Origin of the sequence: Azospirillum endophyticum, assembly GCF_016595245.1 — a bacterium.
In the GTDB taxonomy this organism is placed as follows: domain Bacteria; phylum Pseudomonadota; class Alphaproteobacteria; order Azospirillales; family Azospirillaceae; genus Azospirillum; species Azospirillum endophyticum.
The window spans coordinates 230,500-247,566 of the sequence record NZ_JAENHM010000044.1 but is presented as its reverse complement, the minus strand read 5'-3'; the positions used below and the strand labels follow the sequence as shown (position 1 = coordinate 247,566).

Sequence of the window (17,067 nt, the reverse complement as noted above, 5' to 3'; positions counted from 1 at the left end):
TGCGCAGAATACCAAAATCCGAACATTCCGCAATCTGAAACTGGTTGTAGTCGTTCGCTCGCTTTACCCGCCGCTTGGCCGCTGTTGCCCAGAGGCCTTTCAGTGGTATCATGCCGCCCCTGGAGCACTGGAGTGGTTGCCGATGTCCACCGCCGCCTCCGCGGCCCCGTTCGACCCGACCGCCCTGTCGGACGCCCTGCCCCTGCCGCTCTATCTGCAGTTGGCGCGGCATCTGCGGACGTTGATCGTCGAAGGCCGGCTGACCGACCAGGACGCCCTGCCCGGCGAGCGGGAACTGGCGGAAACCTTCGGCGTGTCGCGCGTCACCGTGCGCAAGGCCCTGCGCGAACTGATCGCGGAGGGGCTGCTGCACCAGCGCCAGGGGGCCGGTACCTTCATCAACCGCAGCCCGCATGTGGAACAGCGGCTGTCGGCCCTGACCAGCTTCACCGAGGACATCGGCGGGCGGGGGCTGAAGCCGGATTCACGCTGGCTGAGCCGGTCCGTCGCCACGGCGACGCCGGAGGAGGCGATGGCGCTCGGCCTGCGGCCGGGGGCGGAGGTGGTTCGGTTGCACCGGCTGCGTCTGGCCGACGGCACCCCGTTGGCCATCGAACTCAGCGCGCTCCCGACCAGCGTCCTGCCCGACCCGGACCTTGTGCAGGGATCGCTGTACGAGACGCTGCGCGGGCGCGGCCATCCGCCCTTCAGAGCACTGCAACGCTTGTCTGCCATTCGCCTGCCGTCGGACCAGGCGACGCTTCTGGGGGTTCCGGACGGCGCGCCCGCCCTCTACATTGAGCGCCGCACCTTCCTGGAGAACGGGACCCCGCTGGAGTTCGTCCGTTCCCACTACCGCGGCGACGCCTATGACTTCGTCGTGGAGCTGTCCCTGGTCTGATCCTTTCCGGACCGTTCCTTCCCACGAAAAAATCCTGACGAGAGCGCGCGATGAAGCCTGCCCTTGATACCCCGTTCCGTGTCCGCGCCATCCTGTTCGACATGGACGGCACCCTGATCGACACCAAGGGTCCGGTGGAGCGCTCCTGGCGCAGCTGGGCCGCGCGGCACGACCTGGATCCCGAAGCCATCCTGGCCGTCTGCCACGGCGTCCGCAGCATCGAGACCGTCCGCCGCTTCGCCCCCGCCGGTGCCGACATTGACGAGGAGGTGCGTCTGGTCGAAGAATGCTACACCAGCGACACCGAAGGGGTGCGCGCCGTCCCCGGCGCGCTGGAGCTTCTGCAATCGCTGCCGCGCCACCGTTGGGCGGTGGTCACCTCCGCCCCGCATGACATGGCGAGAAAGCGCATCGCCCAGGCCGGCCTGCCCTTGCCCGATCTGCTGATCGGCGCCGACATGGTCACCCACGGCAAGCCCCACCCCGAAGGCTACCGCACCGCCGCCGAGAAGCTGGGCTTCGATCCGCGCGAAACCGTGGTGTTCGAGGACGCTCCGGCGGGGCTGGAAGCGGGCCATGCCGCCGGTTCCTGGGTGATCGCGCTGACCACGACGCTTCCCGTGCATGAACTCGACGGCAATTTATGCCTGCCCGACCTGACGGCACTGCGGGTGCGGGTGGACGAGGACGGATTGGAGATCGTGGCGGTAGAGCGATAAGTGGACCCGAGCGGTCCTACAGGGCGATCCGGGTGGAGATCACGTCGTATGGCGCGGTCAGCCCGGTGCCGCCTTCCTCACGATCGACAAGGCCGGCGGCGACCAGCGCCTCGACATCCTCATGAACGCGGCGGTAATCGCGGCCTACCGCCTTGGCAAGCGCGTTGATGCTGACGGCAGGCGCCCGGTGCAGATGCCGAAGCAAGTCCAGCCGCCTTGGCGTCAGCGCGCGGGCCAGCGTCTCGAAGCTGTCGAAGGACAGGTGCCGCTCATTAACTGCCTCTCCGCGTTCGGCCCGGCGCCACGCATCCGCAAAGCGGCCGGCGAAGTCCTCGGACGTATCGCCGACATGGATCTGTAGGTCGCTCATACATCGCCTCCCGCTGCTTTGACGTCGGCCAGAAAGTCCGTGATCAACTGCTCTGGCGAGGTGAAGCGATAAGACTCCTCGCGCAGCCCATAATGCCGATGGTCGCCCTTGCCCCGTTCATTGTCATAACCGATCATCCGCTCGCCATTGACGATATAAACGAGCGAATATTTGAGCGAGTGTTCGGATGGCGGAACAGGGGTCGGAACCCTCCAAATCTTCACTTCCATGACGGAGCCTCCGGCCAACTCCCGGCGCTCTTTGAAGAGCAGTTCAGCTTTTGCCACGGAGCAGAGTATCCCCGTCAATAAGACGGTCGATCATGGCATGAGATGGCATATGACGTCAAATGCCATAATCATGGATTGGGAAGATGCCGGTTCCGCTGCCTCACGCGCCCCGCCACTCCCCTTCCACCCAGGTCCCCTTCACCGTCAAATCCGGCCGCAACAGCACCAGATCCGCCCGCCAGCCCGGCGCGATCCGTCCCCGCTCATCGGCCATCCCCAAAAACTCCGCCGGATAGAGCGACGCCATCCGCAGCGACTCCTCCAGCGGCAGACCGATCAGCGTCCCGGCGTTGCGGACCGCCGTCACCATGTCCAGATCGGCCCCGGCCAGTGTGCCGTCGGCCAGCACCAGCCGCCCGTCGCGCCGGTAGATCGTCCGGCCGTTCAGCTCGAAGCGATCCGCGTCGGTGCCGGTCGGCGGCATGGCGTCGGTCACCAGCATCATCCGGCCCCGCGGCCGGGCGGCCAGCGCCGCGCGCATCATCAGCGGATGGACATGGTGCCCGTCGGCGATCAACCCGCACCAGGGCCGCCCATCGCCCAGCGCCGCACCCGCCGGTCCGGGCTGGCGGTTGGCGATCCCGGGCATGGCGTTGTAGAGGTGGGTCACCCCGCGCACGCCGAGATCGAAGGCCTCGACCACCCGCTCGGCGCTCGCCATGGTGTGGCCGACCGACAGGATCACCCCGGCCGCCATCAGCCGCGACAGCGCCGCATCCTCCACGCATTCCGGCGCCAGCGTCAGCAGCACCCGCCCGCCCGGCATCCGCGCCGGCAGACCGCCGATGAAGGCGAGATCATCCTCGTCCGGCGCGCGGACGAAGCGCGGGTCGTGGGCGCCCACCCGCTGCGGGCTGATGAAGGGACCTTCGAAATGGATGCCGAGCACGCCGCTGCCCGGCTGCGCCGCCGCCTTCACCGCGGCCCCTGCGGCGGCACGATGGCGGTCGGGGGTGTCGGTGATGATGGTCGGCAGCAGCCCGGTGGTGCCGAACCGCCGGTGCGCCGCGGCGATGGCGAGCGCCCCCTCAGGTGTCGGCTTTTCGTTGAACAGCACGCCGCCGCCGCCATTGACCTGGATGTCGAGGAAGCCGGGGGCCAGCAGGTCGCCCGCCTCCAGCGCCACCGTCCGGACGACCTCCGGCGGAGTGCGGCCGGGGGCGACGATGTCGAGGATGCGGCCATCGCCGACCAGCAGGCTGCGGCCGTCGAGGATGGTCTCGCCCGTGAAAATCCGGGCGCCGGTCAGGAGCTGTCGCATCAGACGGTCTTCGTCACTTTGGCAAGGTTGGGCGGGCTGTCCGGGTCGATGCCGCGGGCCAGCGCCAGTTCATAGACCGCGCCATAGAAGCTCTGCAACGCCGCCAGCGGCGCCGCCTCCGGCGCGATCCCCGGCAGGCTGGGCAGCAGCGTGGTTCCCGCAAGCCCGGCTTCGGTGGTGGCGATCGCGGCGCCCAGCCCGGCGATGCGCTCCAACACTGCGCGGGTGTGCGGTTCCGCCGCGTCGGCCTGGGTCAGGGCCAGCACCGGGAAACCGGGGCCGACCAGTGCCAGCGGGCCGTGGATGACCTCCGCCGCGCTGAAGGCCTCGGCATGCAGGCGGCAGGTCTCCTTGAACTTCAGCGCCATCTCCAGCGCCGCGCCGAAGCCGACCCCGCGCCCCAACACGTAAAGAGACCGTGCCGTGGCGAGCGGCATCAACGCCGGCTTCCAGTCCAGCCCCTTCGCCGCCTCCAGCGTGTCGGGCAGGGCGGCCAGCGTCGCCTTCAGCACCGGGTCGTCCTGCCAATGCGCCACCAGCTGCAGATAGGCGGCGAGCGAGGCGATGCAGGACTTGGTCGCGGCGACGCTGCGCTCCGGCCCGGCCGACAGCGGCAGGAAATGGTCGCACATCGCCGCCAGCGGCGAGTCCTCGGCATTGACGAATCCGACCACCAGCGCGCCGCCGGCCTTTGCCGCCTCGACCAGGCGCAGCAGGTCCGGGCTGCGCCCCGACTGCGAGACGGCGACGAACAACGCGCCCTCCAGGCTTAGGCCCCCGCCATAGACGGACGCGATCGACGGGCCGATGGAGGCCACCGCCCGGCCGATCCGCGTCTCGATCAGGTACTTGCCATAGGCCGAGGCGTGGTCGGAACTGCCGCGGGCGCAGGTGACGACGAAGCGCGGCGGATCGCGGCGCAGCCGCTCGCCCAGTTCGGCAAATCCGGCGCCGCAGCGCTCGATCTGCCGCGCCACCGCGGCGGGGGCCTCCGCTGCCTCCGTTGCCATCAGGGGAGTAGCGGGAGAGGCTTTGGAGTCTGGAATGGCCGGATCGGTCATGGCGACGCTCGCGATTGGCTGGTATAGATACCAATGTAAGACCTTCTGGCGACGGAGGCCAGCATCCTTTGGTGAAATCTCATCACGACATTGGCCGCGACGGCCAAACGAAAAGCGACGCGACCCGGAAAGGTCGCGCCGCATGATGGAACCAGTCGAATACCAAACCGGTGTTGGGCTATTCGGCGGCGCGCCGCCCGCCCGGCAGAAGGCCGGTCATGGCCCCGGCCAGTGCGTCGGCGTCGTTGCCGACGATCAGGTCGAGGCCGTTGGCGCCCAGCCCCATCACGGCACGCACGCCGGCCCGCTTCAGCGCCTCGGCATTCGCCTTGCCGGCGTCGGTCAGTTCGACCCGCAGGCGGGTGGTGGCGAAGGCCGCCAGTTCCTTGATGTTGCCGGCCCCCCCCAACGCCTCGGCAAGGCGGGCGGCGCGGTCGGTCGGAACCGGCGTTGCGGCGGCAACGGAAACCGGCTTCGCCGCGACGGGTGCCGACCCGGCGGCAGGACCGTCGGCTTCCGCGCCGGCGGAGCGCAGATACTCCTGCATCTCCGTCTTCAGGTTCTCCGACAGGGTGCCGAACACCGCCTGCACGCTGTCGCGCACCCGCAGCACGCCCGATGCCCCCATGCCGCGCAGCTTGCCGTCGTCGACCCGGGCCGGGTCCTTCACCACCACGCGCAGACGGGTGATGCAGGCGTCGAGGTTGCTGATGTTGCCCCGCCCGCCGAAGGCCAGCACGAGGTCGCGCGCCCGCTCGCTGCCGGTGGCGGCGCTGGTGGCACCCTCTTCCGTCGCATCCTCGCGGCCGGGCGTCTTCAGGTTCAGCGCCAGGATGGTGTAGCGGAACACGACGTAATAGATCGCCGCGTAGACCGGCCCCAGGATCAGCACCAGCCACCATTTCTGCGAATAGGGGCTCAGCGCGTTGAACAGCACGAAGTCGATGCCGCCCTGGGAGAAGGTGAAGCCCATATGGGCGCCCAGCGAGTTCATGATGAACTGCGAGGTCGCCGCCAGCACCGCATGGATCAGGTACAGCACCGGCGCCAGGAACAGGAAGCTGAACTCGATCGGCTCGGTAATGCCGGTCAGGAAGGAGGTCAGCGCGGCGGAGATCATGATGCCGCCGACCCGCACCCGGTTCTCCGGCTTGGCGGTGTGCCACATGGCGATGGCCGCGGCCGGCAGGCCGAACATCTTGAACAGGAAGGCGCCCGACAGGATGCCGGCGGTGGGATCGCCGGCGAAATAGCGGTTGATGTCGCCATGGACGATCTGGCCGGCGGCGTTCTGGAAGGACCCGATCTCGAAGAAGAACGGCACGTTCCAGATATGGTGCAGGCCGAAGGGGATCAGCAGCCGTTCGACGAAGCCGTAGATGGTCGCAGCCAGCCGAGGATCGTTCACCGCCGCCCAGCGCGAGAAGCTGTTGATGCCCTCCTGCACCGGTGGCCAGATCACCGACAGCACGACGCCCAGCACGATGGCGGCCAGCGCGGTGACGATCGGCACGAAGCGCTTGCCGGCGAAGAATCCCAAATAGGCCGGCAGCGTGATCTTGTAGAAGCGGTTGAACATCGCCGCCGCCAGCCCGCCGGCCAGGATGCCGCCGAACACGCCGGTTTCCATCGACTTGATGCCCATGATGGTCTTGGGCTCCATGCCCCAGACCCCGGTCATCACGCCCAGCGTCGCCAGCACCACCATGTAGCCGATGGTCGCCGCGATGGCCGACACGCCGTCATTCTCGGTGTAGCCGAGCGCCACGCCGATGGCGAAGATCAGTGGAAGATTCCCGAAGATCACATCGCCGGAATTCTTCATCAGCATCGACAGCAGCGGCGGTATCCATTCGAAATTCGCCGCGCCGATGCCCAGCAGCAGGCCGGCGACGGGCAGGACCGCCACCGGCAACATCAGCGACTTGCCGATTTTCTGTAAAAACGCGAAAGGGTTCAATGCCATGGCGGCTCTCCGAATTTGTCCGGCGGCAGCACCGTCGTCGGCCCTCGACGGAAATACAGCCCGGACCGCGGGCAGGTTTCACGACATAGGCGGAATGGGGCGGCTCGCGGGCTTGCGGCTTATCCCCGATGCGCTTCCGGAAGCGCGGATTGGCCGCAGGCTCCCGCCTTCCCCGGACAGGAACTTTCGCTAATCTATAGCGGGAACTGCGCTTGGGCTATGCGGCGTCTGCGCGCATACAAACGATCCGGCATCCGTGCGAGGATCGCCGGCGTCCGACGCGAGAGCGCCCCTCAGGGCCGAAGCGTTAAGAATGAGGACCAGACAATCATGACCGCGATCACGCTTGCGGCTCCGCTGGCCGGATGGGCCATGCCGCTGACTGAAGTGCCCGACCCCGCCTTCGCCCAGGGGCTGGTCGGAACCGGCATGGCCATCGACCCGACGGTGAACGAGCTGCGCAGCCCCTGCGACGGCACCGTGCTGTCGGTCCACCGCGCGCGCCATGCCTGCACCGTCCGCACCGCCAGCGGGGCGGAGGTTCTGCTGCATCTGGGCGTCGACACCGTCGGCTTGAACGGCGAGGGCTTCACCGCCCATGTCCGCGACGGGCAGGCGGTGAAGACCGGCGACCGCCTGATCAGCTTCGACATGGATCTGGTGGGAAGCCGGGCGCAGAGCCTGGTCAGCATGATGGTGGTGGTGAATGACGGCTTCACCGTCGACGGCCAGTCGGTGAACCGCGAGATCGCCGCCGGCGACGCGGCGATGACCGTCCATGGCGGCGGCGGCGATGCGTCGCTCCCCGTCGCTGGCCCCGACTCGGAAGACCTGGGCGAGGGAGAAACCGGCGAGCGGACCGCCGTGCTACCCATCGCCAGCGGGCTGCATGCCCGGCCGGCTGCCGCCCTCGTGGCCGCGACCAAGGCCTATCCCGGAACCGTCACCATCCACTGCCGCGACCGCCGCGCGAACGCAAAGAGCGTCGTCGCGCTGATGGGACTCGGCACCGTACTCGGGGACCGGCTGACGGTGCGCGCAACCGGCCCCGGTGCCCAGGACATGGCGGAGAGCATCGCCGTGCTGATCGAGGGCGGGCTCGGCGATCCGGTCGTCGCCGGCGCCGCTACCCAGGCCACGCCGGTTGCTGCGCCCACCACCACGGCGCCGGCCAAGCCGTCCGCGGAGGAGGATGTCGGTCCGCCCTTCGCCCGCGGCGAAGAGGTTCTGCTGAAGGGCACCATCGCCGTTCCGGGACAGGCGGTCGGCACCGTCGTCCGCCGTTTCCGCAGCAGCTTGCGGGTGGTGGAACAGGGCGCCGGCGGGCAAGTCGAGGAACCGCGGCTGCGTCAGGCGCTCGACCGCGTCATCGCCGGCCTGACACAATCGGCGCAGCGCATGCCGGACCATGCCGCCATCTTCCAGGCCCACCGCGAGCTGCTCGACGACCCGGAATTGCTGGACGGCGCGCTCGCCGATATCCGCGCCGGCAAGAGCGCTGAATGGTCCTGGCAGCGCACGGCGCGCCTCCAGGCCGATGCGCTGGCCGGCCTCGCCGACCCGCGCATGGCCGAGCGCGCCGCCGACCTGCGCGACCTGGAACAGCAGGTGCTGGCCGCCCTGTCGGGCAAGGCGCCGGAGGTCGGGCTGGCCGATCTGCCGGCCGGCAGCATCGTGCTGGCCGACGAGATCCTGCCCTCCGACCTCGCCGGGGTTCCGGCCGGGCGGCTGGCCGGCATCGGCATGGTGCATGGCGGCCCGACCTCCCACGCCGTCATTCTGGCCGCCGCCATCGGCGTGCCCACCGTGGTGGCGCTGGGCCGGCAGGGGGAGCGGGTGCCGGAGGGCGCACCGGTGGTGATCGACGGCAACCGCGGCGAATTGCTGGTCTTCCCGCCGGAAGACACTCTGGCGGCCACTCGGACGGCGGTCACCGCCCGCGCCGCGCGTCGCGAGGAGAACCGCCGCAGCTCCCGCGAGGACTGTCGGATGGCCGACGGCACCCGGATCGAGGTGTTCGCCAATCTGGGCCGGGTCAGCGACGCGCCGGGTGCCGTGCTGGAGGGGGCGGAGGGCTGCGGGCTGCTGCGCACCGAGTTCCTCTTCCTGGAACGCCAGTCCGCCCCGACCGAGGATGAGCAATACCAGCAGTACCAGCAGATCGCCGACGCGCTGGAAGGCCGGCCGCTGGTGATCCGCACGCTGGACGTCGGCGGCGACAAGCCGCTGTCCTACCTGCCGCTGCCGAAGGAGGAGAACCCGGTGCTCGGCCTGCGCGGAGTCCGCGTCGGCCTGCGCGAGCCGGAGCTTCTGCGCGCGCAGATCCGCGCCATCCTGCGGGTGAAGCCGGCCGGCGTCTGCCGCATCATGGTGCCGATGATCGCTTCGCCCTCCGAACTCCAGGCGGTGCGGGCGATGGTGGACGAGGAGCGGGCAAGGCTCGGGCGCGCCGAACCGATCGAGCTGGGGGCGATGATCGAGGTGCCGTCGGCCGCATTGATCGCCGACCGCATCGGCGCCGTGGCGGATTTCCTGTCCATCGGCACCAACGACCTGACCCAGTATGTGCTGGCGATGGACCGTGGCAACCCGCATGTGGCGGCCCAGCTCGACGCGCTGCATCCGGGCGTGCTGCGGCTGATCCGCCTCGCGGTGATGGGGGCGAAGACCCATGAGCGGGTGGTGGCGGTGTGCGGCGGTTCCGCCTCCGACCCGATGGCGGCGCCGCTGCTGATCGGGCTTGGCGTGACCGAACTGTCGGCCACCCCGGCGGTGATCGCCGACCTGAAGGCCTTCATCCGCACCCTGCGCCTGGAAGATTGCCGCCGCGTCGCCGAAGCGGCTCTCGCCACCGACAGCGCCGACGAGGTCCGCCGTCTGGTGGCGGAGACCTGGCCGGCGATCTGACGCCGGCTGGTCGAAGAAATGGCCGGTTCACCCCTCGTCGGGCGGACCGGCCTTCGTCTTGTCAGGACCCCGTTTTCCGGTGGGACCGCAATGGACCGCTGCTGGACAAGAACACGGGATTTCCTGCGGCGCCGTTTCTTTTAAAATTCTCTCTAAATTTGCCGGCAGTCTTTGGCCTGCCTGCTGCGGCATTTTGATCCACGCTTTGAAAATGCCTGCTTTCTCAATGTCGCCCGTATTAACATATTAATATATCAAAATTGAAGGGATGCCGCCGCCGTCTCGTCCCGCAAGGGGCTTGTGGCGGTCTCAAGGCGCCGCGCCGCGCATTTGGGCTTGAACCCTTCGCACAAAGAGGAATCGACCATGATCACGCTCCTCTCGCGGCTGTCGATCCGCGCCACCCTCGGACTCGTCGTCGCCGCGCTGGGCTTTCTGCTGATCGCCACCAGCAGCCACACGCTGGTCGACGTGGTGGGCCGCATGCGCGATGCCCACCGCGTCGCCACGCTCAGCGAGACCAGTCGCGACTTGCTGCGCACGTTGCTGGCGATCCGGCTGGAGCGTGGTCTGGTCGGTCCGGCATTGGGGGCGGAGGAACCGGCCGGCGACGCCGAACTCCGCGACATCGCCGCCAACCGCGCGGCGGCGGAGGCCGGCCATGCCGCCGTCGCCGCCAAGCTGTCAGGGCTCGACCTGCCCGGGCTGCCGGCGACGGTGGACAGGCTGCGCACCACCCATGACGCGCTCGCCGATCTGCGCCGCAAGGCCGATGGCGCGGTCCGCCAGCGCAAGGCCTCGCGCGATCCGTCGGTGGCGGAGGCCTGGGCGACGGCGCCGGTGGCCTATCTCGACGCGCTGACCGCCGCCACCGACCTGCTGGACGGCTCGCTGAAGCTGGCCGACCCGATGGTCGACCATCTGCTGGGCATCAAGCGCGCCGCCTGGAACGCCCGGCTGAATGCCGGTGGCATGGCGCTGCGCATCCAGACCGCGGTCGCCACCGGGCAGGACTGGACCCCGGCCGATGCGCAGGCGGTGGCCGAGGCCATCGGCCGCACCGGGCAGGCCTGGGCGCTGGTCAGGGAATCGGCATCCCGCCCCGACACGCCGGACTCCATCCGCGAAGCGGTCGAGAAAGCCAAAGTGAATTTCGAAGGCTCGCTGGTCGACCAGCGCAAGGCGGTGCTCGCCGCCCTGGCCGAGGGCCGGCCTTCGCCGGTCGAGATCGGCACCCTGCGCCGGCAGGACACCGCCAGCCAGGGCTACATCGTCGATGCCGCGCTGGCCGCGGTGGATCGGATGGTCGTCAGTTCCGAGGCACAGGCGGCGCGGGCGACGCGCGACGCCACCATCGCCGGCCTGCTGGTGCTGGCCGCCATCCTGCTGACCGTCGCCGGACTGATCGTCGCCAAGCGCCGGGTCAGCGACCCGATCCGCTCGATGACCGAGGCGATGCGCCGGCTGGCCGACCGCGACATGGTGGTGACGATCCCCGGCCTGGGTCGCGCCGACGAGATCGGCGGCATGGCGGCGACCGTCACGATCTTCCGCGACAGCATGCTGACCGCCGACCGTCTGGCGGCGGAGCAGGCCCGCGACCAGGCGGCCAAGGAGGCGCGGGCCAGCCGGCTGGAAGGGTTGATGCGCGATTTCGACGCCAAGGCCATGCACATCGTGGAGACGGTCGCGTCGGCCGCCACCGAGATGCAGGGCACCGCCGGCACCATGTCCACCACGGCGACCTTCGCCAGCGAGCAGGCCACCGCCGTCGCCGCGGCGTCCGAGCAGGCGTCGGCCAACGTGCAGACGGTGGCTTCGGCGACGGAGGAGCTGTCGGCCTCCATCCTGGAAATCGGCCGCCAGATCGCCGCCTCCACCCGCATCTCGGGCGAGGCGGTGACCCAGGCCGAACGCACCAACGCCACCATGCGCACGCTGGTGGAGGCGGCCGACCAGATCGGCCATGTGGTGGAGATGATCAACAGCATCGCGGCGCAAACCAACCTGCTGGCGCTGAATGCCACCATCGAGGCGGCCCGCGCCGGCGAGGCCGGCAAGGGCTTCGCCGTCGTCGCCGGCGAGGTCAAGGCGCTGGCCAGCCAGACCGCCCGCGCCACCGACGAGATCCAGGCCAAGGTGAAGGAGATCCAGCAGGCGACCGGCGGCGCCCAGGACGCCATCCACGGCATCGGCCAGACCATCGGCCGCATCAGCGAGATCACCACCACCATCGCCGCCGCCATCGAGGAGCAGGGCGCCGCCACCCGCGACATCGCCGGCAACGTGACGGAAGCGGCGCGCGGCACCACCGCCGTCTCCTCCACCATCGTCGGCGTCAACCATGCGGTGCTGGAGACCGGCTCCGCCGCCACCGAGGTCCTCGACGCCGCCTGCAGCCTCGCGCGCGAGGCGGAAACCCTGCGCGGCGAGGTCACCTCCTTCATCACCGCCGTCCGGGCCGCGTAATCCGCGTGCGGCAGCGGGTCAGGGGCGCCGCTGCCCCGCCCCGGCCAGCATGGTTTCCTGCACCGCCATCACCGCCGCCCCGATGACCCCGGCGCTCGCCACCTCCGGCACATCCCGGATGTCGAGATGCCGGGTGGAGAGGGCGAGCGAGCGCTGATAGACGCTCTGCCGGATCGAGGCCAGCAGCAGCGGCCCGATCCGCGCCACGCCGCCGCCGATGAAGATGTGCGACGGGTTGAAGAAATTGACCACCGCCGCCAGCATCCGGCCGATATGGCCGCCGGCCTGCTGGACGATGGCGTTGGCCGCGGCGTCGCCCGCCCGGCTGGCATTGCCGAGATCGACGGTGGTCAGACACCCGTTGCGGTCCAGCAGATCCATCAGCCGCGGGCTTTCCCCATTCCGCGCCGCTTCTTCGGCCATGCGGGCGATGGCCGGGCCGGCGGCCATCGCCTCGACGCAGCCGGCATTGCCGCAATGGCAGACCGGCCCCTGCGGATCGACGCAGATATGGCCGACGTCGCCCGCCGAGCCGTCCCGCCCGCGATAGACCATGCCGTGGCAGATGATGCCGCAGCCGATGCCGGTGCCGATCTTGATGACCAGGAAGTTCTGGAACTGCCCGCGTAGGCGCCAGTGGGTGCCCAGCGCCATGATGTTCACGTCGTTGTCGACGAAGACCGGGGCGGCATACTCCTCCGCCAGGAATTCACGGATCGAGAAGGTCTCCCAACCCGGCAGCAGCGGCGGGTTGACCAGCATGCCGCTGTCGAAGGCGACCGGCCCCGGCACGCCGACGCCGATCGCCAGCACCCGCGCCGGCCCGATGCCCAGCCGGTCCCGCGCCTCGCGCAGCAGGTCGCGCACCCGTTCGAACGCCGCCGCCGGCCCGTCGCGGACGTCGACCGGTTCGGAGCGGTGGTCGAGCACCGTCATGTCGGGGGCGAGCAGCGCCACGTCGATGCTGGTGGCGCCGATGTCGATCCCCGCCAGGACCCCCATTCGATGGCTCAACCGCAGCACCTCCGGCCGCCGGCCGCCCGAGGATGGCTGCACCCCGCCCTCCTCGATCAGCTCGCGGCCGATCAGGCTGGAGATCGCGAGGTTGGCCTTGCTCTTGGAGAAGTCGACCGACGCCGCCAGTTCGCCGCGCGACAGCCCGCCGGCCCAGAACAGCCGCTCCAGCAGGGCGCGCTCGCCGTCCGACAGACGTTGCCAGTCAACCATCGACGAGTGCCTTTCCGAACTTTGCGGGAGTTAGACCCCCACCTAACCTCCCCCGCTGGGCGGGGGAGGGACTGCTGCTGAGCGCCGACAAAGCTCCTGCCTCCCTCCCCCGCCCAGCGGGGGAGGGTCGGGGTGGGGGCATTCAAAGCCAGCACCAACCTCACCCCTACCATACCCTGCCCACTTTTGCCAATTTATGTTCGAAGTCGATCATTGTCTGTCCAAAGCGATGGGCTTACCATCCGCCCAACGAACGAAGCGGCGTCTTCAGGGGCGACACGCTTCGCAGTGGGAGAAACGTCATGGACGGTATCCATCCCGCCGCAGGCTTGCGGCCGGTGGGAAAACCGTCAGGGGGTGCGGAGCCATGAGCCTGCATGTCGCCTTCGATGGCATCACCAAGGAATTCGGACCCGTGCGGGTGCTGCACGGCGTCGGCTTCGACCTGAATCCGGGCCGGGTGCATGGGCTGCTGGGTGAGAACGGCGCCGGCAAATCGACGCTGATGAAGATTCTCGCCGGCTATCACGCGCCGACCTCCGGCACGCTGAGCATCGACGGCGAGCCGGTGACCTTCCGCAACTCCCGTGACGCCGAGAAGCGCGGCATCGTTCTGATCCACCAGGAACTCAGCCTCGCCGACGATCTCACCGTCACCCAGAACATGTTCCTCGGCCACGAGATCCGGCGCGGCTGGCTGCTCGACGACCGCGCGATGCGCGAACGGGCGGTCCAGGCACTGCGCCAGGTCGGCTTCGAGGGCGATCCCGACGGCAAGGTGCGCGACCTGATCGTCGCCGAGAAGCAGCTGGTGGAGATCGCCAAGGCGCAGCTGCGCAACGCCCGCCTGCTGATCATGGACGAGCCGACGGCCAGCCTGACCCCGTCCGAATGCGACCGCCTGTTCGGCCTGATCGACCGGCTGCGGCGGGACGGCGTCACCATCGTCTACATTTCCCACAAGCTGGACGAGGTCGAGCGGATCACCGACGAGGTGATCGTGATGCGCGACGGCCGCTTCGTCGCCCGCGCCCCCACCGCCGAGACGCCGCGCCAGCGCATGGCGGAGCTGATGGTCGGGCGCGAACTGACCGACATGTTCCCCGACAAGCAGAGTCCCGCCATCGGCAAGCCGCTGATGGCGGTGCGCGGCCTGACCGTTCCCGGCTGGGCGGAGGATGTGAGCTTCGACCTCCATCCCGGCGAGATCCTGGGCTTCGCCGGCTTGGTCGGCGCCGGCCGCACCGAACTGTTCGAGGGCATCCTGGGCCTGCGCCCGCGCAGCGGCGGAACCGTCGAGATCGAAGGGCGCCCGGTCGTCTTGCGCAACCCGCGCGAGGCGATGCGCAACGGGCTGACCTATCTCAGCGAGGACCGCAAGGGCAAGGGCCTGCATGTCGGCATGGGCCTGCGCGAGAACCTGACCCTGATGACGCTGCGCCACCACGCCCACCCGCTGCTGTCGCCGGCATCGGAGGAGCGGGCGCTGGAACAGGCCGTCGCCAGCTTCGGCATCCGCGGCAATCCGCAGGGCACGGCATCGTCGCTGTCCGGCGGCAACCAGCAGAAGCTGGCCATCGCCAAGTTCCTGGAGCCGGACCCCCGCGTCTTCGTCCTGGACGAGCCGACACGCGGCGTCGATGTCGGCGCCAAGCGGGACATCTATTTCCTGATCGCGCGGCTGGCCGCCGAAGGACGCGGCGTGATCGTGATTTCATCGGAACTGATCGAACTGATCGGGCTCTGCCACCGGGTGATCGTGATGCGCGGGCGCCGGGTGAGCGCGACCGTGCCCGCCGACCGGCTCAGCGAAGAGGAGTTGATTGCCCATGCCATCGGGACCGAAGTCAGCACCCACACCCACCACTGAGGCCCGGGGCGACCGCGCGGCGCCGCGCAAGGCGAGCCGGCGCTTCGACCCGCATCGCTTCGGTCCGGTCGTCGGGCTGGTCCTGCTGCTGGTCGTCGGCACGGCGCTGAACCCGGATTTCGCCACCTGGGACAACATGATGAACGTGCTGACCCGCACGGCCTTCATCGGGATCATTTCCATCGGCATGTGCTTCGTCATCATCTCCGGCGGGATCGACCTGTCGGTGGGGTCGATGGCGGCGCTGATCGCCGGGGGCATGATCCTGTTGATGAACGCGCTGGCCGGCTCGGTCGGCTCGCCGGTCGCCGTGGTGGCGCTCGGCATGCTGTTCGCGCTGCTGCTGGGCGGCGGCTTCGGGCTGGCGCACGGCTATCTGATCACGCGCGGGCGGATCGAGCCCTTCATCGTCACGCTGGGCACGCTCGGCATCTTCCGCGCCGTGCTGACCTGGCTGGCCGACGGCGGTGCCATCACGCTGGACAACGACCTGTCGGACGCCTACGGCCCGGTCTATTACGGCAGCCTGCTCGGCATCCCGGTGCCGGTCTGGGTCTTCCTGGCCGTGTCGGTGGCGGGCGCCGTGCTGCTGAACCGCACCGCCTTCGGCCGCTATGTCCAGGCCATCGGCTCCAACGAGCAGGTGGCGCGCTTCGCCGCGGTGGATGTCGACCGGGTGAAGCTGCTGACCTACGGCCTGCTCGGCGTCTGCGTCGGCATCGCCACGGTGCTGTACGTGCCGCGGCTGGGCTCCGCCTCCCCCACCACCGGACTGTTGTGGGAGCTGGAGGCCATCGCCGCGGTGATCGTCGGCGGCACCTCCTTCAAGGGGGGCGAGGGGCGAATCGCCGGGACGGTGATCGGTGCCGTTCTGCTGTCGGTGATCAGCAACATCCTGAACCTGACCAGCATCATCAGCGTCTACCTGAACGCGGCGGTGCAGGGCTGCGTCATCATCGCCGTCGCCTTCCTGCAGCGCCGGCGCCCGTAAAAACAACATGAGGAGGAGAAACGTCATGTCGGAAGTTGCGCGTTATTCCCGTCGTCTCGTCCTGGGTGCCGGCCTTGCCATGACCGCGACGGTCGCGCTTGCCGGCGCCCTGGGCGGCGTCGCCTTCGCGGCGGACACGGTGAAGCTGGGCGTCAGCATCCCTGCCGCCACCCACGGCTTCACCGGCGGCATCGTCTGGTGGGCCAACCAGGCGAAGGCGGAGCTGGAAAAGGCCCATCCCAACCTGAAGATCACCGTCAAGACCGCCAGCGGCGCGCCGGAACAGGCGAACCAGCTTCAGGATCTGGTGACGGTGACCAAGATCGACTCGCTGGTGATCTTCCCCTTCGAATCCGCCGCCCTGACCCAGCCGGTGCTGCAGGCCAAGAAGAAGAACGTCTACGTCACCGTCGTCGACCGCGGCCTGACCGATCCGAGCGCCCAGGACGCCTACATCGCCGGCGACAACACCGCCTTCGGCCGCATTCCGGCCGAATACATCGCGAAGAAGTACAACGGCAAGGCCAACATCGTGGCGTTGCGCGGCATCCCGACCACGCTCGACAACGAGCGCTGGGAGGCCTTCACCGGCGTGCTGAAGCAGCATCCCGACATCAAGATCCTCGACGGCAAATACGCCAACTGGAACCGTGACGACGCCTTCAAGGTAACGCAGGATTTCCTGACCCGCTTCAAGGACATCGACGTCGTCTGGGCCGCCGACGACGACATGGCCTTCGGCGTGCTGAAGGCGATCGAGCAGGCCAAGCGCACCGACATCAAGGAGGTGTTCGGCGGTGCCGGGTCCAAGACGATGGTGAAGACCATCCTCGACGGCTCCAACCCGCTGATCCATGCCGACGTGTCCTATTCGCCGAAGTTCATCTACGACGCCATCAAGATGACCGCCGAGGCGCGCCTGAAGGGCGACAAGCTGCCGGCGACCTACATCATCCCGTCGTCGCTGATCACCAAGGAGAACGCCAAGGAGTTCTACTTCCCGGATTCGCCGTACTGATCCTTGCAACGTTAGCC

At 68.9% G+C, this 17,067-nt stretch carries 13 protein-coding genes; 7 read left to right on the top strand and 6 right to left on the bottom strand.

Annotated elements, in window-relative coordinates; all coding sequences use genetic code 11:
• Positions 1-142: 142 nt before the first annotated feature.
• Together JHL17_RS14470 and JHL17_RS14465 are read left to right on the top strand one after the other, a co-directional pair.
• On the top strand, positions 143-901 hold the full coding sequence (locus JHL17_RS14470; RefSeq protein WP_200194181.1) for a GntR family transcriptional regulator: 759 nt from the start codon (positions 143-145) through the stop codon (positions 899-901).
• Positions 902-951: 50 nt separating this feature from the next.
• Entirely contained in the window at positions 952-1,620 is a 669-nt protein-coding gene (locus JHL17_RS14465) for an HAD family hydrolase (protein WP_200194180.1), read from the top strand.
• 16 nt (positions 1,621-1,636) lie between these two features.
• Here the strand turns inward: JHL17_RS14465 and JHL17_RS14460 are convergent, their stop codons facing one another.
• The 5 genes from JHL17_RS14460 to ptsG form a co-directional block, all read right to left on the bottom strand.
• Positions 1,637-1,990: an HVO_A0114 family putative DNA-binding protein gene (locus JHL17_RS14460; protein ID WP_200194178.1), complete on the bottom strand. Its 354-nt coding sequence runs from the start codon at positions 1,988-1,990 to the stop codon at positions 1,637-1,639.
• The gene (locus JHL17_RS14455; RefSeq protein ID WP_345773814.1) at positions 1,987-2,277 is read right to left on the bottom strand and encodes a toxin-antitoxin system TumE family protein; all 291 of its coding nucleotides are present in this window, start codon (positions 2,275-2,277) and stop codon (positions 1,987-1,989) included. Before JHL17_RS14455 ends, JHL17_RS14460 begins: the two co-directional genes overlap by 4 nt.
• Before the next feature lie 103 nt (positions 2,278-2,380).
• The gene (nagA, locus tag JHL17_RS14450; protein WP_200194177.1) at positions 2,381-3,541 is read right to left on the bottom strand and encodes an N-acetylglucosamine-6-phosphate deacetylase; all 1,161 of its coding nucleotides are present in this window, start codon (positions 3,539-3,541) and stop codon (positions 2,381-2,383) included.
• Positions 3,541-4,602, bottom strand: coding sequence for an SIS domain-containing protein (locus JHL17_RS14445; protein ID WP_200194176.1), 1,062 nt, complete (start codon positions 4,600-4,602; stop codon positions 3,541-3,543). The genes nagA and JHL17_RS14445 overlap by 1 nt, the downstream gene beginning before the upstream one ends.
• Positions 4,603-4,780: 178 nt before the next feature.
• On the bottom strand, positions 4,781-6,568 hold the full coding sequence (ptsG, locus tag JHL17_RS14440) for a PTS glucose transporter subunit IIBC (RefSeq protein WP_200194175.1): 1,788 nt from the start codon (positions 6,566-6,568) through the stop codon (positions 4,781-4,783).
• 330 nt (positions 6,569-6,898) lie between these two features.
• Between ptsG and ptsP the strand changes: the two genes are divergently transcribed.
• Together ptsP and JHL17_RS14430 are read left to right on the top strand one after the other, a co-directional pair.
• Positions 6,899-9,475 (top strand): phosphoenolpyruvate--protein phosphotransferase, encoded by a 2,577-nt coding sequence (ptsP, locus tag JHL17_RS14435; RefSeq protein WP_200194173.1) that lies wholly within the window; start codon positions 6,899-6,901, stop codon positions 9,473-9,475.
• Between the two features lie 366 nt (positions 9,476-9,841).
• The gene (locus tag JHL17_RS14430) at positions 9,842-11,944 is read left to right on the top strand and encodes a methyl-accepting chemotaxis protein (protein WP_200194172.1); all 2,103 of its coding nucleotides are present in this window, start codon (positions 9,842-9,844) and stop codon (positions 11,942-11,944) included.
• Positions 11,945-11,962: 18 nt separating this feature from the next.
• Here the strand turns inward: JHL17_RS14430 and JHL17_RS14425 are convergent, their stop codons facing one another.
• Entirely contained in the window at positions 11,963-13,171 is a 1,209-nt protein-coding gene (locus tag JHL17_RS14425; RefSeq protein WP_200194171.1) for an ROK family protein, read from the bottom strand.
• A gap of 367 nt (positions 13,172-13,538) precedes the next feature.
• Between JHL17_RS14425 and JHL17_RS14420 the strand changes: the two genes are divergently transcribed.
• Genes JHL17_RS14420 through JHL17_RS14410 form a run of 3 tightly spaced genes read left to right on the top strand, consistent with a single transcriptional unit; the run spans position 13,539 to position 17,050 of the window.
• Positions 13,539-15,041 carry a sugar ABC transporter ATP-binding protein gene (locus tag JHL17_RS14420; RefSeq protein ID WP_200194170.1) on the top strand — a complete coding sequence of 501 codons (1,503 nt, stop codon included), beginning with the start codon at positions 13,539-13,541 and terminating at the stop codon, positions 15,039-15,041.
• Positions 15,001-16,032, top strand: coding sequence for an ABC transporter permease (locus JHL17_RS14415; protein WP_200194168.1), 1,032 nt, complete (start codon positions 15,001-15,003; stop codon positions 16,030-16,032). The genes JHL17_RS14420 and JHL17_RS14415 overlap by 41 nt, the downstream gene beginning before the upstream one ends.
• A 25-nt stretch (positions 16,033-16,057) precedes the next feature.
• A complete protein-coding gene (locus JHL17_RS14410; RefSeq protein WP_200194167.1) occupies positions 16,058-17,050 on the top strand; it encodes a substrate-binding domain-containing protein in 993 nt (330 codons plus the stop codon).
• Positions 17,051-17,067 lie beyond the last annotated feature (17 nt).